Raw genomic sequence first — 20,251 nt, forward strand, 5'->3', positions numbered from 1 at the left:
GAACGCCGAAAGGTTCTACACGCCCAGGTAGTGCTTCAGAGCCTCGTCGCCATCGCGAGGAACGAACCCGGTGCCGGCGAGCTTGCCCAGGGGCAGCACGCTGCCCAGCGGGCGCGGCGCGACCGACTTGCCGGCGAAGTACTGCTCGGTCGAGACCCCGGTCACATCCGACGCGGAGTGTCCTGTGAGCTCGTAGACGCGCGCGGCGATGGCGGCCCACGACTGCGGCTCGCCCTGATTCGTGAGGTTGTAGGTGCCGTAGTCGGCGCCCGTCGTCAGCAGGTGCCGGATGCCGTCGGCCAGGTCGGTCGTGAAGGTCAGGCGCCCGATCTGGTCGTTCACGACACTCGGAGCCACTCCGCGAGACGCGAGCGATGCCATGGTGCGCACGAAGTTGTTGCCCTCGCCGATGACCCAGCTGGTGCGCACGATGTAGTGACGCGGAACCGTCGACACGATGGCGTCTGCCGCCGCCTTGGTCTGGCCGTACACGCCGAGCGGCGAGAACGCCTCGTCTTCGGGGTGCTCGGCCGCGGTTCCGTCGAAGACGTAGTCGCTCGAGACGTGCACGAGGGTGAGCCGGTTGGCGGTGGCGACCGATGCGAGCAACGCGACGGCCGAGACGTTCGCGGCCCAGGCATCCGATCGGCCCGACGCCGTCTCGGCCTCGTCGACCTTCGTGTAGGCGGCCGCATTGATGATGGTGTCGTAGTCGCCCCAGTGCCGCGAGGTGTAGCTGGCCGGGTCGGCGACATCGAACTCGGCGCGCGACACGTATTCGGCGTCGGGGAAGACGTCGCGCAGCGCGAGGCCGAGCTGACCGCCCGCGCCGAGCACGAGCGTGCGCGCACCCTTCATGGGAACGACGTCGGCGAGTCGCGGGTGGGCCTGATCTTTCGCGCTGATCTCGACGTCGGCGAGCGCGATGGGCCAGGGGATGTTCGCGGTCTCGTCGGCGAGGTTGAGGAACGTGTACGAGGCGGCCGGGCTCCAGTGGTCGTTGACCAGGTAGGTGTAGGCCGTGTCTTCTTCGAGGGTCTGATACGAGTTGCCGACTCCGCGCGGCACATAGACGGCGCGGCCCGCGTCGAGCTCGACGGTCACGACGGCGCCGAACGAGTCGCCCTCGCGCAGGTCGACCCAGGCGCCGAAGATGCGCCCGGTGGCCACCGACACGTACTTGTCCCACGGCTCGGCGTGGATTCCGCGGGTGGTGCCGGTCTTGCCGTTGAAGGAGATGTTGTTCTGCACCGGACCGAAGTCGGGCAGCCCCAGGGCGAGCATCTTCTCGCGCTGCCAGTTCTCTTTGAACCAGCCGCGGTTGTCTCCGTGCACCGGAAGGTCGAGGATCACGAGCCCCGGAATCGCGGTCTCGGTCAGACGCAGTTCGTTCGCTTCGGTCATCGGTAACACCTGTGCTTTCTCTTGCCGCGCGCGTTCGGTCGCGCGCAGCGAGCCTACCGGGAACCGGCGCGAGGGTCACTCCGTTGCGCCGGGAATGGACTCGGGTTCTCGATGCTTGTAGCTCGTCATGACCTCTGTCGCGACCCGGCCCGGCACCACCTCCTCCGACCTGCGTGGATGGCTCGGGGTGCTGTCCGTGTCTCTGGGCTCGTTCGTGCTGGTGCTCTCGGAGTTCCTGCCGATCGGCCTGCTCACGGCGATCTCCGACGATCTCGACGTGAGCATCGGAACGGCGGGCCTGATGGTCGTCGCCACGGGGCTGGCCGGGGCTGTCAGTGCGCCGATCGTCACCATCGCCACCTCGCGGATCGACCGGAGGATCGTGCTGTGGTCGCTCAGTCTTCTGCTGGTGCTGGCCGACCTGCTGGGCGCAATGGCCCCGAACTTCACGGTGCTCATCGTTGCCCGACTGCTGCTCGGCGTCGCACTCGGCGGCTTCTGGTCGATCGGCGCCGGCGTCGCGGCGCGGCTCGTGCGCCCGGAATCGGTCATCCGGGCGTCGTCGTTCATCACGGCCGGCATCTCGGTGGCGACCGTCGTGAGCCTTCCGCTCGGCTCGTTCATCGCATCCGTCGCCGATTGGCGCCTCGCGTTCGTGATCGGCGCGGCACTCGGCGCTGTCTCGCTCGTCGGACAGTTGCTGCTGCTGCCGAAGATCCCGTCGGTGCAGCGGGTGCGCGCGTCGACTCTGGCGGCGCTGCTGAAGCTGCCGCGCGCCCGGGTGGGACTCATCGGCGCGGCGTTCGTGTTCATCGCCCAGTTCGCGGCCTACACCTTCGTGTCGCCGTACCTCGAAGAGCTCGTCGAGCTCGACGCGGGGACCATCACTCTGGCACTGCTGATCTTCGGAGTGGCCGGCATCGTGGGCAACTTCGCCGCGGGCTTCACTCTGTCGCGCAGCGTGACCGCGACCGTGGGAGTCGCGATGACCGTGGTCGCCGCCACGATCGTGCTGCTGCCCCTGCTCGCGTCGTCGCTCGTGGGCGTGTTCGTTCTCATCACCGCCTGGGGCCTAGTGTGGGGCGGTTTGCCGCTCGGCATGCAGACCTGGATGGCGAACGCCTCGCCGTCGGCATCGGAAGGGGGCCTGGCGCTCTTCGTCACCACGATCCAGCTGTCGATCGCCGCGGGATCCGTGTTCGGCGCCCTGGCCGTGACCGCGAACGGCCTGGCCTTCGACTTCTGGCTGGCCGGCGGAATCGCGGCGGTCGGCGCCGTGGTCGTGTTCACCCTGGGCCTGCGCGGCGACCGGGCCGTGGCCACGGCGAACGCGAACGCCGCCGCGATCGCCGCCCTGGAACCGCAGCCCGTTCGCTCGCCTGTGTAACCGCTCCCCCGTGTAACCGCTCCCCTGTGTAACCGCCTCGGGCGGAATACCTCGTCGACGGGCGCGGTTCGAGAGGGGGATGTCATTCTCACCGAACTCCTCCCAGCCCCCTTCTCCCCCAGCATCAGACTCTCTTGCGGCATCCGACCGCGTGGCCCTGGTGGTCGGCGCGTCGGGCATCGCGGGCTCGGCCCTCGTCGACAGACTGACGGCCGATGGATGGCGGGTGCTCGCGTTGGCCCGTTCCGAGGGCCGGCAGGCCCCCGGGGTCGAATGGATCGCTGCGGACCTGCGTTCGCCGGAGAGCCTGCGCCAGGCCCTCGAAGGGCGAGGCGTCAGCCACGTCTTCTTCACCGCCTGGTCGCGCCAGGCGACCGAGGAGCAGAACATCGTCGTGAACGGCGGCATGGTGCGCGACCTGCTCGCAGCGCTCGACGGATCTGCCGTGGTGCACGCTGCACTGGTGACGGGCCTCAAGCACTGCCTGGGCCCCTTCGACGCCTACGCCCAAGGCGAGATGCCCGACACTCCTTTTCACGAGGATGAGCCCCGGCTCGACGTGCCGAACTTCTACTACGCGCAAGAGGACGAGCTCTTCGCTGCTGCAGAGCGGCAGGGCTTCACGTGGTCGGTTCACCGCTCCCACACGGTGATCGGCCACGCCGTCGGCAACCTGATGAACATGGGGCTCACCCTCGCGACCTACGCCTCGATCTGCCGTCACCTCGATCGACCCTTCGTCTTTCCCGGCAGCGAGACGCAGTGGAACGGCGTGACAGACATGACCGACTCCACCGTTCTCGCCGAGCAGATGGTCTGGGCCTCGACGTCGCCGGCAGGCGCGAACGAAGCGTTCAACGTGGTGAACGGCGACATCTTCCGCTGGCGCTGGATGTGGCCGCAGCTCGCCGCATACTTCGGCGTCGAACCCGTCGGCTTCGAGACGAGCCCCCGACCTCTGGAGCAGCAGATGGAGGGAATGGGTGATGTGTGGGCGACGATCGCGGCCCAGCACGAGCTCGTCGAGCCTGACCTCGGTCGTCTTGCCTCGTGGTGGCACACCGATGCCGACTTGGGTCGTGACATCGAGGTCGTGACCGACATCAGCAAGAGCCGCCTGGCCGGGTTCCACACCCATCACCGCACAGTGGACTCGTTCACAGCCCTCTTCGATCGCTATCGACACGAGCGGCTCATCCCCGCCGCGTGAACCGAACGGTGCCGGCTGAAGGACTCGGCTTCCGTGGTCGGTTTCTCTTGGTGCGGGCACTCGCACTCCCAATCCCACTCGCATGGGCATAGTGGAGCGCGACCCCACGAAACCTGACTCTGATGGGTGATCGCAGCGGATCGACCTCTGCCGACGGCACCCAGCGGTAGCTGTCTTTGTAGCGTTCGCCCGCGATCCGCGCTATGCGATGACCGTGATTGTGCAGGTGCATGTGATGGAACCTGCAGAGGAGGACTCCGTCTTCGACGTCGGTCTTGCCGCCTTCGCTCCACGGATCGATGTGATGCACCTCGCAGAACGACGGCGGGGCGTTGCAGCCCGCCACGACGCATCCGCCTTGGAGGGAGGCGATCGCCAGGCGCTGCTTGGCCGTGAAGAGTCGCACTTCGCGGCCGAGGTCGAGCGGGGCGCCGGCGGAGTCGACGATCACGGGAACGATTCCGGTGTCGCAGACCAGTCGATCGATCGTCTTCATCGAGACGGGGATGCCTGTTCCTTCGATGAATGCGACACCGTCGCTGTTGGGCCGCGTGAGTTCGTCGGCCCTGACGACGACCTGCACCGTGGGCCGCTTCTGCGCGAGCAGCGCGTTCTCATCGACGAGGGCACCGGCCTTGAGCAGGGCGACGAGCACGGAGGCGCGGATCTGCTCGGTCGTGCGGGGGTCGTCTTCGAGAGCCTTTGCCATGGTGGCGGCCTTGCCGTGAACGAGTCGAGGTCCGCCGATTCGGGGACCGAGTAGCAAGTCGAGGGTGTTCTTGAACCAGGCGCCGTCTTCGGGCGCGAACGACGCGCGCAGGTGAACCATGCCGTCGCGATCAGTCCAGATCTTCGCCTCCTGCCTGGCCTGCATTTCGCGCTCGTTCTCCGCCACGCTTTCGCGATCGAGCAACGCACGCGCGTTTCGCGCGTCGCGGTAGACCAGTTCGGGCGCATCGAGTGGATGCAGGTACTCGAGGATTCGGTCTGCCGCCGCGGCCAGCGCCTCTGGAGACACGTCATCCGCCTTGCCGCCGAGCCCCGCACGCAACGCCTCGAATCTGTCGGGGCTGATCTCGCCCGACTGCATGCGCTCTGTGATCGACGCGAACCACGGCCCCTGCGGCACCCCTGCGTCGGCCTGCCCGGCGGGCGGTGCGAAGCGCACAGGTGATGCCTGCATCACAGACTTGCCGAGGTTGTCGATCTTTCGGGCGTCGGCCTTCGTGCTGCCGGTCAGCGCGGCGATCATCGACTGCGGATTCAGATGCCCCTCGGTCTTCGCGAGCCCCGCCCCGCCGAGCTCTCTGCGGGAGCGCTGGTTGATCTCGGCGGCCCCGCAGGCCAGCGCCCGATCGACCTCGTGCCGAAGGGACGCCGCCACGCTCATGAATGTCTTCAACTCATCCGAGCTGAACTCTGAGAAGTCGGTGGCACCATGAATACTCGACAGACGAGCCGTAAAGGCTCGAATCGTGTCGAATACTGTTTCCATACACATAGATTACCGTATCGCACACAATAGAACAAGTGTTCTAGACACTAAGGTTGCAGAGATGAGGCGAAGACGATTCGTTTGGGCGGTGCTGGCCGCTGCCGTGGGCACGGCAATCCTCGGCGGCTGCACGAACACGCAGGCACCCACGCCGACACTCACGCCGACAGCAAGCAGCCCGAGCACGTCGAGCATCAGCCCCAGTCCCAGCCCCACTCCCAGCCCGACGAAGACCGTCGTACCCGACAATGCGGGCGACGTCTTGGAGCCGATGTCCTGCACGCCCCTCAGATCCGACGACAAGCCGAAGATCAGTGGCGAGCGCCAGCAGATCGCCGTCGACAACGGACCCCGCGTCGGGGCCACCGGCCAGGCACTGCTCGATCCCGACGGCACGCCGGTGGCGTATGTCGTCGCCGCCGATGACATACCCGACTTCATCTCCGACCGCTTCTGCGTCGGACTTGCCTACCTCAACAACGTCAACGGCCCCCGCAGAGGCGGCGCCATGGTGCTCTATGCCGGCGACATCCTCAACTTCGATGCCGAGACCGTCACCACCGTGGGCGACATCAACGGCGACGTAGAGGACTACCCGCTCCCAGCCCCCCTGCCGCCACAACACGCACCCGAGTTCACCCTGCAATAGAGTGGCAAGACACTCGCGTGAGAGCGCGACCTTACGACATCCAAGCCCGCCTGGCTAGCGTCAATCTCGCCGCAAATCGGCAGGGCTAGCCTCGGAGCTTGATCCACAACGAGATCGCAAGGAAGCGATGCGCGCGACGAGACAGCTGTCGTGATCGTGACGAGGGGGCAGGCGTGAAATTCATCCGATGCCAAGGCAAGTCGTTCGTGACGACCGACGATGTCGCACAGGCGGTCGCGAACTTCGCGGCCGCCGCCAGCCGTCGCGGGCGTGTGGTGATCATCGACGTTCCGGTCGTGATCGACCACGATGGCCCGGTCGTGCAGCTCGTTCTCTCCCCGGGCGAAGCCCTCGAGATCTCCGACTCGGCGACGCCGCACCAGGAGCTCGACACGACTCCCCTGATCCGATCCCTGACCGAACGCCGCCTGGCCTGGCGGCCCCACACGGCAGAGACCGACTGAACCGGCCAGACGAACGACTGAGCCGGCCCCCCGCGCGCTGATACCGGGCCGGATGCGCCGCTGCACTCCTGAAGGAAACTCGCCGGATACATAAGTCTGGTAGGAATGAGGGATGGATAAGCACGACGAGGTGCATCACTTTGCTCAATCGGGGGAAGGCAGCAAATGAAGCTCTCTGTAATCGGATGCGGATATCTGGGCGCGGTTCACGCCGCGTCGATGGCCGAGCTCGGTCACGACGTGATCGGCATCGACATTGACCAGGCCAAGATCGACGCGTTGGCCGCGGGAAAGGCGCCGTTCTTCGAACCGGGCCTGCCCGAGATCCTCACGTCAGCCACGGCCACGGGACGACTGCGCTTCTCGACAGACCTCGCCGACGCCGCCGGCAGCCAGGTGCACTTCATCGCGGTGGGAACGCCGCAGAAGAAGGGCAGCTACGCGGCCGACCTCACCTATGTGAACGCGGCGCTCGACGGGCTGCTCCCTTATCTTTCGGATGGCGACCTGGTGGTCGGCAAGTCGACGGTGCCCGTCGGCACCGCAGCCGATCTCGCGGCCAAGGTGACGGCATCCGGCACGGGCGCGATGCTCGCCTGGAACCCCGAGTTCTTGCGTGAGGGCTTCGCCGTGCAGGACACCATCTCTCCCGACCGTCTCGTGTACGGGCTGCCGCCCGAGCCGGCCCAGGCCGAGGCATCCAAGGCCTTGCTCGACGGTGTCTACGAGTCGGCGCTCGGCAAGGACACGCCGCTGGTGGTCACCGATTACGCGACCGCCGAACTCGTGAAGGTCTCGGCCAACGCCTTCTTGGCGACGAAGATCTCGTTCATCAATGCGATGGCCGAGATCGCCGAGGTCACCGGCGCCGATGTCACGCAGCTGTCGACCGCCATCGGCCTCGACGACCGCATCGGCTGGAAGTTCCTGAAGGCCGGCGTCGGCTTCGGCGGCGGGTGCCTGCCGAAGGACATCCGCGCGTTCACCGCTCGCGCCGAGGAGCTGGGCCGCGGCGAGTCCGTCGCCTTCCTCAAGGAGGTCGACGCCATCAACCTGCGTCGCCGCCAGCGTGTGGTCGACCTCGCGGTCGAGTCGCTCGGGGGCCAGGTGAACGGCAAGAAGATCGCCGTTCTCGGCCTGGCGTTCAAGCCGCATTCCGACGACATCCGCGACAGCCCGGCGCTCGACGTTGCCGTGCAGCTCAAGGGCCTGGGTGCGAACGTGGTGGCCACCGATCCCGAAGCGATCCACACGGCCAGCCGTGTGCATCCACAGCTCACGTACGAGGCCGAGCCGGCCGCGGCGCTGCAGGATGCCGACCTGGTCGTGTTGGTCACGGAGTGGGACGAGTTCCGGCACATGGACCCGGCGTGGGCACTTCCGCTGGTGAAGACGGCGACGATCATCGACGGCCGCAACACACTGGATGCGACGGCCTGGCGTGCCGCCGGCTGGTCCTACATCGGGCTGGGTCGCCCCTAGCAGGCAGTACCAAAAAAGAGGGACCGCGCCATTGCGGTCCCTCTTTTTCGGTCTCGGCGACTACTTCGGCGGAATGAGCGCCGCGAACTGCTCGGCCGAGTCGCTCTGGAAGGCCGACTTCACGGCCACGAAGGCATCCCAATCGACGTTCACGATCGACTGTCCGTCGCTGGATGTTCCGGTGCCGCTGGTCGGGGCGGTGAAGAACGACACATCGGTGGGGGTCACGTCGCGCAGCTCCACAGCGAGCTGGCCCACGTAGGCGGCGTCGAATCCGCTGTCGACCACGAGGTAGGGCGCGATGGCCGAGACGAGCCCGCCGAGGCGGCCGGGGTTCGTGAGGATGGCGGCGTTCATGACCTGGCTCATGACCCCCTTCGCGAACTCCTGCTGGTTGCGAGCCCGCTGAAAGTCACCGTCGTCGAAGGCGTAGCGCTCGCGCACGAAGGCGAGCGCCTCCTCGCCGTTCATGGCCTGCATACCCCGCTCGAAGCGGTGACCGGGCATCTTCGACGAGTCGAAGGGGATGGAGTTGTAGACATTCACCCCGCCGAGCGCGTCTGCCACACCGCGGAACCCCGCGAAGTCGACGACCGCCACGTGGTCGATGCGGGCACCGATCATGCCCTCGATGGTCTGCACGGCCAGAGGCACTCCCCCGTAAGAGAGCGCGGCGTTGATCTTCGCCTCTCCGTAGCCGGGAATGTCGACCCAGCTGTCGCGCATGATCGACATCACGGTGATGTGCTGACGGTCGCCCGGAATGTGCACGACCATGATCGTGTCGGAACGCTGGCCCTCGAGGCCGTCGATCGACGTGTTGCCATCCCCACGCGTGTCGGAGCCGAGCACCAGGATGTTCTGGGCGGCCGGGGCAGCGGTCGGCGCCGGCGCCTCCGGCCGCACGTCGGCGGCGGGGAAGGCGTTGGCGAGCTTCACGGTCTTCTGATCCCAGGTCTGTCCGAGCTGCATGGCGTACGCGGCAGCCGACCCGCCTCCGACGAGTGCCAGCACGCCGATGATCACGGCAGTTGTTCTCCACGGATGGCGACGCACCCGTGTCGTCGCCGCTGTGTTCTTCGACATGTCGCCACTCCCCATAAAATGAATAATGCTCACTTTATGGTGAAGAACTGGGCGGCGCTACCCCCTCTCCGAGGGCCGAGGGCATATACGGAGAATGCCCCCGGCTTTTGCCGAGGGCACACACGCAGAATGCCCCCGGCTTTCGCCGAGGGCATTCCGTGTAAGACGCCTACAAGAAGCTATCCGAGTGTCGGTTCAAGACACCTTCCAGGCGTTTGCTAGACCGACGCCTTCTGGCGGCGAACGATGGTGAGAACCACGGTCAGAGCGATACCGAGAGCAAGAGCACCGGCAGCACCCCAGATGATCAGCATCGGGGTCTCGAGACCCGTGTTGGGCAGAGCACCGTTCGAGCCCGAGCCCGAACCGCTTCCGGCACCAGAGTCAGTCGGAGCGACGGTCAGGGTGCCGACGGCAACCTTTCCGGAGACACCCGTGACGGTGATGGTGTACGTGCCCGGCTGGGTCGCCGAAGCCGTGTACTTGACGACGCCCGCGCTGTCTGCGGGGCGGGAGAAGGTCGTGACGACCTTGACGACACCGAGGGTGACGGCATCAGGAGCGGACGCGGTGGTCGGCTCGTTGGCGTCGAAGCCGGAGAACGTCAGGGTGACCGCCTGGCCAGGCGCGATGGTGACGTCGGAACCGTCGGTCGTTTCATAAGCATTCGCAGCCGTGGGTACAGCGAAAATTGCGAGAACTGCGAGCAAGCCTGTTGCTAAAGCCTTTTTGAACATATTGAAACTACCCCCAAAATAGTTTGTGAATTTTGCCGACACTGGCAGCCCGAGTGGGCATTTACCCCAGATTGGGGTACTTCTACTGTAAGGCACTTTCACAGGCAAACTCAACCGTCGATGTTTCAAGGCTGTAAACAAGCGGTGTATGTTGCACAACCACCTCTTTCGACTTCGCGTCTCCGCCAAGGAATTGGAACTGCAATGTGGTGCTTTCACCCGGTGCCAGCTCGATCTGCAGCTTGCTGAGTGTGTAACCCGAGTCAGATGCCGGGTGATACTGCCCCGCCGACCCGTCTCTGAGCACGCCCAAATTGTAGAGCCCGGGCGCGCCATAGACCGCGACGTTGGTCCGGATGCTGCCTACTGGAGCTCCGCTCGAGCCACCGCCCGTAACGTAGCTCGGAAGGATCGAAACCGCCTCGGCCGTCGTAGTGTTCGTCAGGGTGACGTTGATCGCGTAGTTCGGCAGACCGTCCTTTCGGCAGATCTTGCTAGACGTGGAAACTTGCACGTCCAAATACGGATCCATCTTTGCCGCAGTAGCGTCGTTGAAGTAGAGACCAAACGCCTGAGTCTCCGTGTCGCTTTGTGGGAGCGGACCGGAAAGTGTCGACTCGCTCAGAACTTTTTGATCCTCATCGTGTGCGCTCCAGATGAGCACTCGACTCTCCCCGCCAGCTTTGGCCAGAGCGGCCACGAGTTTTTTGGCGTCGACACCGCCGTCCGAGATCTTGTCGAACACAGTTGCTGTCGCTGCGGCGAAAAATTCATTCTGATCTGCCGGTTTTTCGAAGATCGAGTAGACGTCCTGGAGTAGAAGCTTTACGGCATTCTGGCTGTTCAGCTCCTGGCCTGTCGGAAGGGCGACTGGTCCAGTCGCGTCGAGAAGGTACGAAAGCGCGATCGGATCAATGGATATCACGCCATCGACCTCGACTCCGAACTGTCGTTTCCACATTTCACGGGCAATCTGGCCCGATAGCGCGAACTGCGGGGTGAAATTGATGTCTTGAATATATTCAGCAGTGTTGTTGCCATAAATGGCACGGGTTTCTACTGGCAACTCGACGACTGGCCCATCGAACTTTGGAAAGTCAACTGTCGACGCCTGCTGAACGAGCGAGAATGAACCTCCGTCCGTTGTAACCAACGCCATGGCTCCAGTAATGCCGCCAGTGGATCGGAGTTCAGCGTTGTTCTGGAACATGATGAGGTAGTTGCGGGGACCATCTGCACCCAGCATTGCAGGTATGAGCTGAGCAGCACCGTCTAGGGCACTGATGGCGGAAGATGCATCGCCCAAAAGGCTGTCGAGCTTCGACTGAGCATCTCTCAATGGGCCGACCACACCGTCCGTATTAATATCATGGGTCTTATCTCTGGCATGCGCTACTGCATTGGCAGCGAGCCCCGTGCTTTGTTGCGCGTCGAGAATGGGCTGCACATCGATCTGACCCGCGTTCGGCCTGAAGCTATCGAGACTTAAGGTTCCCGCGATTTCAGATAGCGGGAGGATCGCACGTACGGACACGTCCTGCGTCACCTCGCTCAGTTGGCGCATCACCGAGAGGTTCTTGCCGGCCACAGGAACAAGTTCGGCTACGCGCCAAATCGGATCGCTGGTTAGGGACGCTGCGGAGTTGGCACGAGCCGCCAACGCTTGTCCCGTCTTGTAAGCCCCAGCTCCATCGCCCGCCACGATTTGCTGCTGAACGGTCGACGCGAGCGGAATCGCGGCCTCTAACTCGCCCTTTGCCAAATAGGCCCTAACTCCCACCCAGGCAGCAACGCCGACTACTACGAGAAGAACGACGGAGAGCGAAATTGCCCACCGACGCCGATTCATCGATCGGCGGCGACGGGATTGCCGACGATTACTGGACCGATCAGAGGGGGACATGGGCAGATTCAATCACAGGATCCCACCGACGCCGCCGCGCCAACCTTGCGCGAGCTGACAACGCTATTGCCTCACGCTCTCGACGTGATCTCGGTACCACTCGATCGTCGAACGAAGTCCCTCTTTAAGGTCGATTTGCGCGGACCACCCTGCGTTATTGAGTTTTGTGACATCAAGAAGTTTTTGGGGAGTGCCGTCGGGCTTTGTGGCGTCCCACTCCGTTACGCCCTCGTAACCGACGACGCTCGCGATGGTTTCAGCAATTTCGCGAATGGTAACGTCGGATCCTGTTCCAACATTGACCTGTTGTGGACCGTCGTAATGCTCCAGCAGGTGCAGGCACGCGGCGGCCATATCGTCGACATGCAAAAATTCACGACGCGGGGTACCGGTACCCCAGTTGGTCACCACGTCTGCTCCGGACTTGACCGCCTCGTCATACCGTCGGATAAGGGCGGGAAGCACGTGTGAGCCTTGAGGCGAGAAGTTGTCGTTGGGGCCGTAGAGGTTCGTCGGCATGGCCGAAATCCACGGCAGCCCGTACTGTCGGCGGATCGCCTGGATCTGCATGATGCCCGCGATCTTCGCAATCGCATAGGCGTCGTTCGTCGGCTCGAGGTGGCCGGTCAGCAGGCTGTCCTCGGGTATCGGCTGCGGAGCGAACTTGGGGTAGATGCACGAAGAGCCCAGAAAGAGCAGACGTTGGGTGTCGTACTTGAGCGCTGCGTCAAGCACATTCACCTGGATGCGCAGGTTGTCGCTCAGAAAGTCGACGGGGTAGGTGCTATTAGCAAGGATTCCCCCGACTTTCGCCGCAGCCAGAACCACATACCTCGGTCTGGTCTGCTCGAAGAACTCGAAGACGGCATCCCTGTTCATCAGATCGAGTTCGGACGAGCTACGACCGACCAGATCGGTGAACCCTTCGTTCTCGAGTGCGCGCCAGATCGCCGAACCCACCAGACCGCGATGACCGGCGACGTAGAACCGGGCCGAACGATCGAGCGGTGCGGGCTCGAACGCGACGGCGTCGCGCTCGTCCAAAACTTTCTGCAGTGCTGCTGACATGGCTACTTCGTCCCCCAGCTCTCGAGGTAGACCTTGTCGACATAGTGCTTCCCCGGCGAGGCGAGCGCCGCGATGTCGGCGTCGACCATGATCCGGGCGAGTTCGGCGGTATCCACCGTCGCCTTCCACCCGAGCTTTGCCTCCGCTTTCGACGCGTCGCCGATCAATGCGTCGACCTCCGTCGGACGAAGGTATCGCTCGTCGAATTTGACGTGGTCCTCCCAGTTGAGGCCCGCGTGCGAGAAGGCGGTCTCGAGGAACGTCCGCACGGTGAAGTTGCCGCCCGTCGCCAGAACGAAGTCGTCGGGCTCATCGACCTGCAGCATCCGCCACATGCCTTCCACGTACTCCGCCGCGTATCCCCAGTCCCGAATCGAGTCGAGGTTGCCGAGGTAGACGCTGTCCTGGGTGCCTGCCTTGATGGCGGCAACGGCGCGGGTTATCTTGCGCGTCACGAAGGTCTCGCCGCGACGCGGCGACTCGTGGTTGAAGAGGATGCCGTTGACCGCGAACATGTCGTAGGCCTCGCGGTAGTTCTTGGTGATCCAGAAGCTGTAGAGCTTGGCCGCGCCGTACGGCGAGCGCGGATAGAACGGGGTGGTCTCGTTCTGCGGCGGCGGCGTGGCACCGTACAGTTCCGACGATGACGCCTGGTAGAACCGGGTCTTGATTCCCGACAGTCGAACGGCCTCCAGAAGCCGGATCGTTCCGGTGCCCGTGGTGTCGGCCGTGTGCTCGGGCTCGTCGAATGAGACCCGCACATGCGACTGGGCAGCCAGGTTGTAGACCTCGTCTGGCCGGATCTGCGAGAGCAGCGTGACGAGACGCGACCCATCGCTCAGGTCGCCGTAGTGCAGGAACAGCTTCGCGGCAGGGTCGTGCGGGTCGAGGTAGAGGTGGTCGATACGAGCGGTGTTGAACGTCGAAGAACGGCGGATCAGGCCGTGGACCTCGTAGCCCTTGCTGAGGAGCAACTCAGCGAGGTACGAGCCGTCTTGCCCCGTGATGCCCGTAATAAACGCTTTCTTTTGCACGAATTCTCCCCCAGGAATAATTGACAGCCGACGTCTCGAACTTTAAGTGGCCCACAGTCGACATCCACGCGGATTTACTCTACTGGCCCTCCGGCGTGCGCTAATGAGCGTCCACGTTTCGAAGTTGTTAACTCGATGTGTCGGTATGTGCTGGGGTGCGAGAAAGGGCCGCTTTAGAGTATTTGGCTTTATTCGCACGATATATGCTCGTCTCGACGAGGGCCTGCGGGCCTCGGTCAACGATTCGGGGGAAATCGAAATGACACGTAAAAGTTCAAAGTTCGGAGAGCAGTCGTCGACCGATCCGTTCCATCGAATTTTAGTTGGGGGCGTTCCGTTTGCATGCACGAACCCGTCTGAGGCCTCAGCTTGGTTCCTGAATCGCGCTCAAACGGGGGCGTCCGAAGCAATCTCGGTGAGGCTCTCGAACGCCTACTGTCTCGCTCTGACATCGGAGAATCCAGAGTACGCTCGCCTACTCAGCGAGAAGGGCTTGAACCTTCCCGATGGCTATCCAGTCGCGAAGTTGATGAAATGGAAGACAGTCGCGCGAGGCCTGCGACCCGAGCGAGTTCGAGGGCCCTCATTCTTCGTTGACGTTCTGGCGAAGAGTCAGACGACTAACACACGGCACTTTTTTCTAGGTTCAGCCCCCTCGACCCTTCAGAAACTTCGAAATGAGGTTTCTACACGCTTCCCTGGGGTGATCGTCGCCGGCTCATATTCGCCACCCTTCGCCGAGGTCGACGAGGCATACCTAGCGAACATAGAGAAACACGTTCTCGTTGAATCGCCTGATGTTATCTGGGTCGGCCTCGGCACGCCTAAACAAGACTTTGTCGCCCAAGCCTTGACTGATCGATTAGGTATCACGACAGCTGGGGTGGGCGCAGCATTTGATTTTGTTGCTGGCACGGTCAGCGAGGCTCCCGTGTGGGTGCAAAAGAGCGGTTTCGAATGGTTCTATCGTTTCATTGCAGAGCCCCGTCGGTTGTGGAAGCGCTACCTGTTCGGCAATGCAAAATTCCTTCGTGTTGCGCTTTTCCAGAGGAGTAGGTGAGTCGCGGATGTCGATGTCTGCCACGGACTCACACATCCCCGCCACCCCAAAGCGATCGGTCCTGTTCGTCACACCGAACCTTGAGGACAACTCAACAGGGAGAACGTACTCTCTGTGGCTGTTGGCAAACGCACTCGGGTGGTCGTCGAAGGTCATCTCCTTTAGGGGCGAATCGGTCTGGACTCCGCTACTCGATTCAGAATTTGCAGCCGCATGCTCGAAGATCGGAATCTCGTCCCGTTCTGAGCAGGCCAAGTATTTATCGCGGGTGGCCTCCGAGTACGACGTGGTAGTCGCGGTAAAGCCGCTCAGAGATTCATTCGGAATCGCCATCTCCGCCCTCAAGATCAAGCCGTTTCCTCTTGTGGTCGATATTGACGATCCCGACATAGAAGCCCGCCTGGCGTGGAAGCCTCTCTGGCGAGCGGTGGCGTGGCGTATCCGTTTCTTCAGATACTGGGTCTCTATTCGAAACCCGCCGGCGATCCACGACAAAGCCGAAGTCATCGTCAGCAACCCCACGCTTCAGAAGAAGTACGGCGGCGCTCTTGTTCCACACGCACGCACTGACACGTTCGCCGGAGCAACCCACGCCAGCGATCAACCGAAAGTTGCTTTCGTCGGTACAACGCGCGCCCACAAAGGCGTTGATATTCTCCGACAGGCCGTAGCACTCACGTCTGACGCAGGATTTACGATCGGCATCACAGCGGATGCTCCGCCTGACGCAAAGCCTTGGGAGTCGTGGATCGGACGGGTTCCGTTCGAGAAGGGCCTGGAGTTCGTTGCAGAGGCCGACATTGTTGTAATTCCCAGCCGCCGGAACGACAACTCAATCGGTCAATTGCCCGTAAAGCTCGTCGACGCAATGCTTCTAGGACGAGCGGTGGTTGTAACGGACGTAGACCCTCTCCCGTGGGCAGTGGGTGAAAATGGGATTGTCGTTGAGGGCAGCCCGGAGGCTATCGCCACAGCTCTGTTGGCTCTCAAAGATCCAACAACGCGTGCTCGTCTCGGTACGGCGATGCGCGATCGCGCACTCGAACTCTTCATCGTCGAACGAATTTCGCCCGCTTTTGAAGGCGCGTGTTTGGCTGCCGTCTCCCGAGTGTCACATCGCCCTTAGTTGCCCTTCAGCCAAGCGGGCGGAGAACTTGGTGGATACGGTTCGGCAATGATCGTCTGCGCCTCATAATGGACTCGCTGACGGCCGCCCTTTCAGAGACAAGGGGACCCCTGGGCCGCTGTTCCAAAGCAGCAGACGCGGCCAGTTTTGCGCTACGGTCCGCCATCTCGGCCAGCTCCATCGCGCGGCCGGATGCGATAGATCGGGGGCTTTCCAAGAGCGCGCTTTCAATCGCTGCGTCGACATCCGACATCGCCACGCCTACTGGCATGGTCTCCTGCCACGTTGTGGCATACCTAACCAGCTTGTCCAACTCCAGTGCAACGCGGGGCGTGTCAAACGAGGAGGAGATGATCAGACCATGAAGAGACGTTCCCACCCATAGTCCACAGGTCGCAATCTCTCGGAGCTTTTCCAACGGCATGAGCGTCCTTGATACTTCGATGCTGCGATTCGGTGCGATGCGGTTGAAATGCAGCGCCACTTCTTCATACAGCTCTATCGAGTCGTGACCACGAGCGTTGCCTGCGCTGAAGAGCCGAAGTCGAAAATTCTCCAACTGTTTGCTCTTCGCAAGAGTCGCAGCGAACTCTTCGGCTCCCAACGAGGCAAGCACTTTTGCCTTGACCTGGATCAGAGCGACGTCCGAATCTCGGGGTCCAAAATGGTCCACGGTCAAACCGTAGGAATGAACGAGGTCGGGTGCCAGCTCGTGTTGGATCGAATTCTTGGTCAGCACGTCGCTCGACTCTTTGTCCCTGACAGAGACGTAACTGGCTTCCTGAATAGCACCCCACGTTTCGTCGCGCCGCGATCCAAACAGATTGCGCATGCCGCTAAGACCCACTGAGTTCACCACCAAATTGGAACCCATCGTGCTGACACGAGAGGACGGTCGGGGCAGGTAGGGCGACGCGGCAACTGTCATTCCCGACACACGCTCCAGCTCTGCGATCCGTGCCTTCGGGCTGAGGGCAAGAAATTTCTCGTAGTCGTCTTCAGCAGCTGACATCCGATACGCGTCGGCCACCGTAGTTCCTCCCACCTCACCGCCGACTACCCAGATCGCGTCAAACGCCTTATCTCTCACTGTCTCGGCGAAAGCCGGGATGTTTTGACCGAGGGTTTCCATCATGTCGCCACTGAACGGCGCGACTGCGGTCGTCTGGGCATTGATCATGTAGTCACGAGTACGAAGCAGAAAGAGTAGATCACCAAAGTTCTCTCGCTCGTAGGCTCCAACTAGAAGAACCTGTGTATTTGTCGTCATCATGAACTCCAAGTTAGATATCGGCCAATTCGAGTTGGATAGTGCAATTTGATCCTCATCGCGATCGTCTACCCGCGAGTTTAAGTATTTCAACGAGGGCAAGAATGTCCCGTCTTACCGCAGGTAGGGCCAGGGCCAGGACTGAAGCGGCGATGACGGCAAACCCAATTCCTGCGAGGACAGTCAGTAGGTCGTTAAGACCGAGGAAACGTGCCACGAGGGCGCTCGCACCGACCGGGATGCCGAAGAAAGCGAATGCGCGCAGTGCATCGAGGATGAGAGGAGTGGCGTCGAAACCAGCTGCTTTGGAGGCGGTATATGTCGACACGGGCCAGTAAAGAGACCATGCCACCGCATTGGCAACGGCCACTCCTAAGACTCCCCAGGGCAAACCCAGCAACGTGATGATCACGATAAGCGGTTGGGACCAAAGACTGAAGGTTAGGGCTTTTTTGGTCATCCCCGATGAGATAAAGATCCATTGCATCGACTGGCCGAGCGTGCGAAAGACTGCCCCGATTGCCAGGGCCTGCAGAACGGTCCCTGCAAGCTTCCAATCCTGGCCAAGGAGAGTTGCAAGTAGCGGTTCTGCGAGAGCGGCGCCGACGAGGAAGGCGGTGGCCGTTACGTAAGCGGCTGCTAGTTGCGCTCTTCGCATGTACGCCAGCATGCGAGCTGGTTCATCTCGGAATTGAGTGAGGATCGGAATCGCTACTCGCTGCAATTGGTCGACAGTCAAGTTGATCGGCACCACGACGAGTTGCTGTGCGCGGTCATAGTTCCCGATTGCCGCCGGACTAGCAAAGATCGCCATGATCGGAACGACCACACTCCGAGACCCGTCTCGAAGCAAGTTCGTGCCGAAAATCCTCAGACCGATCGCAAGCAGCCCCCTGACCTCCGGTGACCACGACCCAGGCTTCGTTGGCCACCATCTAGAGATCACGACAACCATAAGCAACTGACTACCGGACTGGACGATGCCCTGCGCCACAATAGCGGCGTAGCTGGCGCCTCCCAGAGCCATGACGATGGCGGTACCCGTCGAGAGAAACTGTGAAATCACCTCGGTCGCGGCCAACGGCGTGAACTTTAGGTCGCGGATCATCTGAAGCCTGAACTGCGACTGGACCCCGCTTAGTAAGGGGACGACTGCCAGCCAACGCATCATGAATGAGAGAGCCGGCTGGCCATAGTAATCGGCAATAGCGTCAGCGGAGAAGAACAGAATGGAAGCGAGCAGTACGCCAAGGCCGGAATTTACTAGGAACAGACTTGATTTCGCTCGTTGGGATAACACGGTTGCTTGAACCGTGGCCATCGGCAGGCCAAGAAAGATCACCGCGGAGGCAAACGTCGATATCGACACGATGATCGCGGCAAGACCGAAAACCTCGGGAGAGAGAAGCCTAGCCAGAAAGACGAGTCCCACGACTCTAGTCACGAGACTGACCAATTGCGATGCGACAGTGACCAATCCGCCGCGCGCTCCGGCTGCGGCAAGGCTAGGGCCGCTCATTGAGACGCCCGATCGCCGTGAGACCGGGGCCCTGCGGCCGCACCTGAAGGTATGTAGCCAGACCGGTTCGGATCGTCAGGCTTCGTCCACGACCAAATAATTTGTCGTCTAGCCATTTGAAGTGCCCTTGTCTGAGTCGTGTAATTGCAATGAGGCGTTCGCCAGTATGTCGAATATTGTGTGGGTGTCTAATCGCGCCGCGCGAACTCTTGGTACACGCCTTGCAAGTGAGCGGCTGATGCCCGAGAGGAAAAGCTGGCGTTCCACCGTTCCACTGACGATGCCGACATCGAGTCCAGGACTGAAGGGTCCGCTGACAGCAACTCATGGATCTCATCTGCCCATGTCTGAGGGTCATCAGAGTCGATGACCAGACGAGCATCGACCGGGGATACGATCTCCGGCAGTCCCCCGTAGCGGGAAACCATAGGAATCGCTCCCGTGGCCAATGCTTCGGCGGCTACGCGTCCAAACGGCTCCTCCCATTGCGATGGGACGACGACGACACGACTGTCACTCATTAGGCGCATCGCACCATCCGGGCTCAGGTCAGTGACACATTCAATATTCGATTCTTTTTCGGCCGCGCGTCTAACGTCCTCCAGCAGCGGTCCGCTTCCCGCGAATACAAAAGACGTGTCCGGCAGAAGTTTCGCGATATTCAGCGTCAGCGAGATGCCCTTCTCTGGCGCGAATCGGCCGACAAATGCGACATCGTGTCGACGATTGGCCATGGGGATGAGCGGTACGTCGATCGCTTTAACAGCATTATGCACGACGCGGACAGCCGCTTTTGGGTTGAGCTTTGTCTCGATGTTCTTCTTCATGGCGTTGCTTATGAGTATGTAAGCAGCGGGGGGATGAGCCCTTTCGTGACGATCCTCCCACCATGCGTAATTCGTGGCGCCGATGGAAGCGGCCCTGCTGCCCTGATAGCAGCCATGAACAATCCCGGGTGCCTTTCCTAACTTTCCTAGGCAGTCTGTACAAGGCTTACCGTCCCTGGTCAGGGTTCCTGCAATACAGGCTTTTCGATAGTTTCTAATGCTTCTGACCCAGGGAGTCTGGTGCTCTCGAAGGGCCGAAATGGCACCCGCACCCAATTGTGGAAATAGGTTCTGAGCATGGACAATATGAGGTTTGAATCGCGCAATCTCGTCCGCAACCAGAGTTTTCGAATCCTCGTTGGGAAAAGTCGCCAACATCTTGCCGATGGGACTCATCTGACTCAAGCGGTCGTTTTGGACGGTCAGCAAACGAACGTCAACGCCAGCTTCTCGGAGCGCCGCGTACTCCGTCGAGACAGATACGCGCTCACCGCCGGCCTGCAAGTAGTCATTAAAAAGCATAAGAACCC

At 62.0% G+C, this 20,251-nt stretch carries 17 protein-coding genes; 7 read left to right on the forward strand and 10 right to left on the reverse strand.

What is annotated here, in order from left to right; all coding sequences use genetic code 11:
• Nucleotides 1-15: 15 nt before the first annotated feature.
• Nucleotides 16-1,404 (reverse strand): bifunctional dTDP-4-dehydrorhamnose 3,5-epimerase family protein/NAD(P)-dependent oxidoreductase, encoded by a 1,389-nt coding sequence (locus tag ASF51_RS01655; protein ID WP_055924295.1) that lies wholly within the window; start codon nucleotides 1,402-1,404, stop codon nucleotides 16-18.
• A gap of 127 nt (nucleotides 1,405-1,531) precedes the next feature.
• Between ASF51_RS01655 and ASF51_RS01660 the strand changes: the two genes are divergently transcribed.
• Together ASF51_RS01660 and ASF51_RS01665 are read left to right on the forward strand one after the other, a co-directional pair.
• Nucleotides 1,532-2,791 (forward strand): MFS transporter, encoded by a 1,260-nt coding sequence (locus tag ASF51_RS01660; RefSeq protein WP_082479453.1) that lies wholly within the window; start codon nucleotides 1,532-1,534, stop codon nucleotides 2,789-2,791.
• Between the two features lie 79 nt (nucleotides 2,792-2,870).
• Nucleotides 2,871-4,001, forward strand: coding sequence for an SDR family oxidoreductase (locus ASF51_RS01665; RefSeq protein WP_055924298.1), 1,131 nt, complete (start codon nucleotides 2,871-2,873; stop codon nucleotides 3,999-4,001).
• Here ASF51_RS01665 and ASF51_RS01670 read toward each other — a convergent pair.
• Nucleotides 3,985-5,391, reverse strand: coding sequence for an HNH endonuclease signature motif containing protein (locus ASF51_RS01670; RefSeq protein ID WP_055924299.1), 1,407 nt, complete (start codon nucleotides 5,389-5,391; stop codon nucleotides 3,985-3,987). The two genes, ASF51_RS01665 and ASF51_RS01670, sit on opposite strands and share 17 nt — an antisense overlap.
• 166 nt (nucleotides 5,392-5,557) lie before the next feature.
• Here ASF51_RS01670 and ASF51_RS01675 point away from each other — a divergent pair, with 166 nt between their 5' ends.
• The 3 genes from ASF51_RS01675 (at nucleotide 5,558) to ASF51_RS01685 (ending at nucleotide 8,091) form a co-directional block, all read left to right on the forward strand.
• On the forward strand, nucleotides 5,558-6,145 hold the full coding sequence (locus ASF51_RS01675) for a hypothetical protein (protein ID WP_157411955.1): 588 nt from the start codon (nucleotides 5,558-5,560) through the stop codon (nucleotides 6,143-6,145).
• Between the two features lie 173 nt (nucleotides 6,146-6,318).
• On the forward strand, nucleotides 6,319-6,609 hold the full coding sequence (locus ASF51_RS01680) for a hypothetical protein (RefSeq protein ID WP_055924305.1): 291 nt from the start codon (nucleotides 6,319-6,321) through the stop codon (nucleotides 6,607-6,609).
• A gap of 165 nt (nucleotides 6,610-6,774) precedes the next feature.
• Nucleotides 6,775-8,091, forward strand: coding sequence for a UDP-glucose/GDP-mannose dehydrogenase family protein (locus tag ASF51_RS01685; protein ID WP_055924310.1), 1,317 nt, complete (start codon nucleotides 6,775-6,777; stop codon nucleotides 8,089-8,091).
• Between the two features lie 60 nt (nucleotides 8,092-8,151).
• Here the strand turns inward: ASF51_RS01685 and ASF51_RS01690 are convergent, their stop codons facing one another.
• From ASF51_RS01690 to gmd, 5 genes are all read right to left on the reverse strand, one after another.
• A complete protein-coding gene (locus ASF51_RS01690) occupies nucleotides 8,152-9,177 on the reverse strand; it encodes an LCP family protein (RefSeq protein WP_162236912.1) in 1,026 nt (341 codons plus the stop codon).
• A gap of 218 nt (nucleotides 9,178-9,395) precedes the next feature.
• A complete protein-coding gene (locus ASF51_RS01695; RefSeq protein ID WP_055924316.1) occupies nucleotides 9,396-9,887 on the reverse strand; it encodes a hypothetical protein in 492 nt (163 codons plus the stop codon).
• Between the two features lie 109 nt (nucleotides 9,888-9,996).
• On the reverse strand, nucleotides 9,997-11,817 hold the full coding sequence (locus tag ASF51_RS01700; protein WP_082479456.1) for a DUF4012 domain-containing protein: 1,821 nt from the start codon (nucleotides 11,815-11,817) through the stop codon (nucleotides 9,997-9,999).
• Between the two features lie 63 nt (nucleotides 11,818-11,880).
• Complete coding sequence (locus tag ASF51_RS01705; protein ID WP_055924322.1) at nucleotides 11,881-12,885, reverse strand: GDP-L-fucose synthase; 1,005 nt, start codon at nucleotides 12,883-12,885, stop codon at nucleotides 11,881-11,883.
• 2 nt (nucleotides 12,886-12,887) lie between these two features.
• On the reverse strand, nucleotides 12,888-13,919 hold the full coding sequence (gene gmd, locus ASF51_RS01710) for a GDP-mannose 4,6-dehydratase (RefSeq protein ID WP_055924325.1): 1,032 nt from the start codon (nucleotides 13,917-13,919) through the stop codon (nucleotides 12,888-12,890).
• Between the two features lie 259 nt (nucleotides 13,920-14,178).
• On the opposite strand from gmd, the gene ASF51_RS18540 reads away from it, so the two are divergent.
• Nucleotides 14,179-14,979: a WecB/TagA/CpsF family glycosyltransferase gene (locus ASF51_RS18540; protein ID WP_082479457.1), complete on the forward strand. Its 801-nt coding sequence runs from the start codon at nucleotides 14,179-14,181 to the stop codon at nucleotides 14,977-14,979.
• Nucleotides 14,980-14,992: 13 nt separating this feature from the next.
• A complete protein-coding gene (locus ASF51_RS18545) occupies nucleotides 14,993-16,105 on the forward strand; it encodes a glycosyltransferase family 4 protein (protein ID WP_162236913.1) in 1,113 nt (370 codons plus the stop codon).
• Between the two features lie 7 nt (nucleotides 16,106-16,112).
• Here the strand turns inward: ASF51_RS18545 and ASF51_RS01715 are convergent, their stop codons facing one another.
• From ASF51_RS01715 to ASF51_RS18550, 3 genes are all read right to left on the reverse strand, one after another.
• On the reverse strand, nucleotides 16,113-17,285 hold the full coding sequence (locus tag ASF51_RS01715) for a polysaccharide pyruvyl transferase family protein (RefSeq protein WP_162236914.1): 1,173 nt from the start codon (nucleotides 17,283-17,285) through the stop codon (nucleotides 16,113-16,115).
• 145 nt (nucleotides 17,286-17,430) lie between these two features.
• Nucleotides 17,431-18,894 carry a lipopolysaccharide biosynthesis protein gene (locus tag ASF51_RS01720; protein WP_082479459.1) on the reverse strand — a complete coding sequence of 488 codons (1,464 nt, stop codon included), beginning with the start codon at nucleotides 18,892-18,894 and terminating at the stop codon, nucleotides 17,431-17,433.
• A gap of 188 nt (nucleotides 18,895-19,082) precedes the next feature.
• Entirely contained in the window at nucleotides 19,083-20,243 is a 1,161-nt protein-coding gene (locus tag ASF51_RS18550; protein ID WP_162236915.1) for a glycosyltransferase, read from the reverse strand.
• Nucleotides 20,244-20,251 lie beyond the last annotated feature (8 nt).

Source organism: Agreia sp. Leaf283, from assembly GCF_001422485.1.
Lineage (GTDB): Bacteria > Actinomycetota > Actinomycetes > Actinomycetales > Microbacteriaceae > Agreia.

Bases quoted from the DNA above. Each gene is read 5' to 3' on its own strand.
- ASF51_RS01655 (WP_055924295.1), bottom strand. From the start codon at position 1,404: ATGACCGAAGCGAACGAACTGCGTCTGACCGAGACCGCGATTCCGGGG.
- ASF51_RS01660 (WP_082479453.1), top strand. From the start codon at position 1,532: ATGACCTCTGTCGCGACCCGGCCCGGCACCACCTCCTCCGACCTGCGT.
- ASF51_RS01665 (WP_055924298.1), top strand. From the start codon at position 2,871: ATGTCATTCTCACCGAACTCCTCCCAGCCCCCTTCTCCCCCAGCATCA.
- ASF51_RS01670 (WP_055924299.1), bottom strand. From the start codon at position 5,391: ATGAGCGTGGCGGCGTCCCTTCGGCACGAGGTCGATCGGGCGCTGGCC.
- ASF51_RS01675 (WP_157411955.1), top strand. From the start codon at position 5,558: ATGAGGCGAAGACGATTCGTTTGGGCGGTGCTGGCCGCTGCCGTGGGC.
- ASF51_RS01685 (WP_055924310.1), top strand. From the start codon at position 6,775: ATGAAGCTCTCTGTAATCGGATGCGGATATCTGGGCGCGGTTCACGCC.
- ASF51_RS01690 (WP_162236912.1), bottom strand. From the start codon at position 9,177: ATGTCGAAGAACACAGCGGCGACGACACGGGTGCGTCGCCATCCGTGG.
- ASF51_RS01700 (WP_082479456.1), bottom strand. From the start codon at position 11,817: ATGTCCCCCTCTGATCGGTCCAGTAATCGTCGGCAATCCCGTCGCCGC.
- ASF51_RS01705 (WP_055924322.1), bottom strand. From the start codon at position 12,885: ATGTCAGCAGCACTGCAGAAAGTTTTGGACGAGCGCGACGCCGTCGCG.
- ASF51_RS18540 (WP_082479457.1), top strand. From the start codon at position 14,179: ATGACACGTAAAAGTTCAAAGTTCGGAGAGCAGTCGTCGACCGATCCG.
- ASF51_RS18545 (WP_162236913.1), top strand. From the start codon at position 14,993: ATGTCTGCCACGGACTCACACATCCCCGCCACCCCAAAGCGATCGGTC.
- ASF51_RS01715 (WP_162236914.1), bottom strand. From the start codon at position 17,285: ATGATCAATGCCCAGACGACCGCAGTCGCGCCGTTCAGTGGCGACATG.
- ASF51_RS01720 (WP_082479459.1), bottom strand. From the start codon at position 18,894: ATGAGCGGCCCTAGCCTTGCCGCAGCCGGAGCGCGCGGCGGATTGGTC.
- ASF51_RS18550 (WP_162236915.1), bottom strand. From the start codon at position 20,243: ATGCTTTTTAATGACTACTTGCAGGCCGGCGGTGAGCGCGTATCTGTC.